At 73.2% G+C, this 3,140-nt stretch carries 3 protein-coding genes; 2 read left to right on the top strand and 1 reads right to left on the bottom strand.

Annotated elements, in window-relative coordinates; genetic code table 11:
- Both AB0C29_RS40800 and AB0C29_RS40795 read left to right on the top strand, forming a co-directional pair.
- Positions 1 to 971, top strand: a 971-nt coding sequence (locus tag AB0C29_RS40800) for a GNAT family N-acetyltransferase (RefSeq protein ID WP_360832415.1), incomplete at its 5' end; no start/stop codon positions are given.
- Complete coding sequence (locus AB0C29_RS40795; protein WP_360832412.1) at positions 968 to 2,101, top strand: GNAT family N-acetyltransferase; 1,134 nt, start codon at positions 968 to 970, stop codon at positions 2,099 to 2,101. The genes AB0C29_RS40800 and AB0C29_RS40795, both read left to right, overlap by 4 nt.
- Before the next feature lie 43 nt (positions 2,102 to 2,144).
- Here the strand turns inward: AB0C29_RS40795 and raiA are convergent, their stop codons facing one another.
- A complete protein-coding gene (gene raiA, locus AB0C29_RS40790) occupies positions 2,145 to 2,765 on the bottom strand; it encodes a ribosome hibernation-promoting factor, HPF/YfiA family (RefSeq protein WP_360555787.1) in 621 nt (206 codons plus the stop codon).
- Positions 2,766 to 3,140 lie beyond the last annotated feature (375 nt).

Here is a 3,140-nt window from a genome sequence, read left to right as displayed (position 1 = left end):
CGACGACGAATACACCGCCGAGGCGGAAGCGGACGAGCCGCGCATGTTCGCCCTCGCACCGGCGCACCGATCGCCCTGCCGGCAGTGTGGCGCTCATCGCGATCGACCGCGAGGCCGGCACGGCGGGGCTCGGCTACTGGACGGCGCCCTGGGCGCGCGGCCGCCGGGTCGCCGAGCGGGCCGCCCGGGCCCTGTTGCAGTGGGCCTTCGGCGCGGGGCTGGGCCTCACCCGGGTCGACTGGCGGGCCACGGTCGGCAACCATCCCTCCCGCCTGACGGCGCTGCGGCTCGGCTTCACGATGATCGGTGAGCAGCCCGGCGCCGGGCCCGGGAGCCCGGACAAATGGCTGGGGGCCCTGCTTCCCGGCGACCTCACGGCCGCGGGCGCAGATGTCCCCGATCCGGTACGCCGCTCAGCCCGCACGTTCGCCGGGGCCCATCCGACACTGTCCGCCGGGGTGGTCACCCTGCGCCCGCCCGAGCTCCGCGACATCCCCGGCATCGTCGAGTGCCGCTCCGACCCGGAGACCGCGCACTGGTTCGGGGTGCCGCAGCCCTACACGGCGGAGGACGCCCGTACGCACGTGGATCGCAACGTCCCGCGCCGGTGGGCCCGGGGTGTCGAGGCGGTCTTCGCCATCGCCGACGCCGCGGACGCGTACGCCGGCTCGGTGGATCTGCGGATCCGGCCCGGCGACCCGGCGGTGGGCGAGGTCGGTTTCGCGGTCGGGCCGCGCTCGCGCGGGCGCGGCTACGCGGGCGCCACGGTGCGCGAGATCTGCCGCTGGGGCTTCGCCGACCTGGGCCTGAGCCGGATCGAGTGGCACGCCGAGGTGGGCAACGATGCATCGCGGCGGGTGGCGGAGAAGGCAGGCTTCACGGTCGAAGGTCTGTTGCGGCAGGCCCTGCGGACCGGCCGGGGACGGCGGGACTGCTGGGTGGGCTCGCTGGTGGAAGGTGACTTGCCATGATCGTTGCGACTCTGTCGGGGCCCGGCGTACGGCTGCGCGGCCTCGCACCACGCGACGTCGACGACCTCGTGGCCGGTTATGCCGATCCGGTGCTCCAGCGCTTCATGCCCCCGCTGCCGGTGCCGTTCACCCATGCCCAGGCGCGCGAGTACGTCCGCGACGTGGCGCCGGGCATGTTCGCCGACGGCGGCGGGCTCTGGGCGATCGCCGACCCGCTGACCGACCGGCTGCTCGGCGGGATCGGCCTGGACAAGGTGGTGCCGCACCGCGGTCAGTGCGAGGTGGGCTACTGGGTCGGCCCGTGGGCCCGCGGCCGCGGCGTCGCGGTGGCGGCGGTGCGCACGCTGACCGAGCACGCGTTCCACACCGGCATGGCCCGGATCGAGCTGCTCACCCACCGGGAGAACGCGCCCAGTCAGCGGGTCGCGCTGGCGGCCGGCTTCCGGCCGGAGGGCGTACGCCGGGGGGTGCTGCCCAACCGCGACGGCGGCCGCGACGATCTGCTGGCCTACGCCCGGCTGGCCGGCGACGAGCCGGGACCGGCCGAGCGGCTGCTGCCCGACCTGCCGGGCGGCGAGCTGACCGACGGCGTCGTGACGGTACGCCCACTGAGCAGCGACGACGCCGACTTCTACGCCGAGCTGCACCACCTGCCGGAGGTCGTGGCCACCGCCGTGCCGCCGATGGCGCCCACGGCTGAGGACGTGGTCCGGCGGTGCGCGTGGGCGGCCGCGCACTGGCTCGCCGGCGAACGGGCGGACATGGTCATCACCGACGCCGCCACCGGCCGGAGCGCGGGCGAGATCGGGTTGTACTACCAGGAGCCGCGCACCGGGCAGGCGATGATCGGCTACAGCATGCTGCGGGGCTGGCGGGGGCGCGGCTTCGCGACCCGGGCCACGCAGCTGGTGTCGTTGTGGGCGTTCGCCGAGACGGGTGTCGCCCGGCTGATCGCGGGTGCCCTGCCGGCCAATCTGGCCTCGCAGCGGGTGCTGGAGAAGGCGGGCTTCAAGCGGGAGGCGTACCTGCGCTCGCGGTTGCCGGGCGGCGACGGCCGGCGCAGCGACGACGTGCAGTACGCCCTGCTCGCGGAGGATCTGCTGGCGGACGTGGTGCGCCTCGACGGCTGACGCGCGGGATCACCGCACGCCAGCCGGAGGGCTTCTCCTCAGCTCAGGCCGTTGCTTCCAGGCTGAGAATGCCGTAGTCGTACCCTCGGCGCCGGTACACGACGCTGGGCCGGCCGCTCTCCTTGTCATGGAACAGATAGAAGTCGTGGCCGACGAGCTCCATCTGGAAGAGAGCGTCGTCGACGGTCATCGGATCGGCGGGGTGTTCCTTCTCCCGCACGATGCGCCAGGGTTGGTTGTCCTCGTGCTCCATGAGGTCGGTCGCGACCGGCGACTCCTCGGGCTGCGGCGTCAGGCTCGGCAGATCGGTCGGGAGCTTGGCGGTGGCTTCGGCGACGGATACCGGCGCGTGCCGTCCCCGGTGCACGCGGCGACGGTCCGCGGCGCGGCGCAGGCGCCCGTCGAGCTTGTTGAAAGAGCAGTCCAGCGCGGCATAGAAGTCCTTGGCACACGCTTCGGCGCGGATCACCGGCCCCCTGGTCACCACGGTGATCTCGACGCGCTGGCAGTTGTCCGACTGCCGGGGATTGCGTTCGTGGAAGAGCTCCACGTCGACCCTGATCAGCTTCTGGTCGTAGCGTTCGACCTTCGACAGCTTGTCTGCGACATGTTCCCGGTAGTGGTCGGGAACCTCTACGTTGCGGCCCTTGACGACAATGTCCACTCGTGACCTCCCCCAACGTTACGATCTTGCGGGCGCCCTGCGACGGGGTGCCGGGGGCGCCGTGTTGCGACGCGGTGTGCCGGCTTCGGTGTGGCCCGGGATCACGGAGCGAACCCACGCAAATCACCGAATCGGCTTACGAGGACGCTCCTTTCCGGTGCGGCGGGCCGGGCCCCTGAAGAGGCGGGCTGCCGGCTTGGCTCCGGTGGCGGGTAAGTCGTGGCCGCTTACCCTCGTCACCAAGACGCTAACCTGCCGACGCCCGCCCGTCACCCCTCGTTCGGGGAACGGACCCGGTGACTTTCGGCCCTGGCGGGGCCCCGGTCGGCGCCCGGACCCGGTACGGCGGCCGGCCGGCGCGCAGCCTGGTGGCCG

This window comes from Actinoplanes sp. NPDC048791, from assembly GCF_040650095.1.
In the GTDB taxonomy this organism is placed as follows: Bacteria; Actinomycetota; Actinomycetes; order Mycobacteriales; family Micromonosporaceae; genus Actinoplanes.
The sequence above is the reverse complement of the archived record's forward strand: the minus strand, read 5'-3'. Positions and strand labels throughout refer to the sequence as shown.